The organism is Paraburkholderia sp. JHI2823 (assembly GCF_038900695.1).
Lineage (GTDB): Bacteria > Pseudomonadota > Gammaproteobacteria > Burkholderiales > Burkholderiaceae > Paraburkholderia > Paraburkholderia mimosarum.
In genome coordinates, this window is sequence record NZ_JAYMRY010000453.1 from 1 (window position 1) to 244 (window position 244).

Genomic DNA, 244 nt, shown 5'->3' on the forward strand with positions numbered 1-244 from the left:
GCTCATGGCCAGCGCCCGCTTCGATTCGCAGCCGCTGCTGTGCGTGGTGCTTGCCGGCGACACGCGCCTGACCGACAAGCTGCGGCGCGACGAACTGCTGCCGCTGGGCAGCCGCATCCGCTCGCGCAGCGACCGGAAGCCGCCCCAGCGGTTGTGTGCCTTGAGCTCCAGATTGAAGATGTCGCCCATCTCGCGATAGAAGTCGGCGAGGCTGCTTTGCGGGTGATTGATCGAAACGACCATC

Annotated in this window: 1 pseudogene; it reads right to left on the reverse strand. The window is 66.0% G+C overall.

The features are described 5' to 3' along the window. Window positions 1-244 (reverse strand): annotated as a pseudogene (locus VSR34_RS39375) (hypothetical protein); the annotation flags it as partial.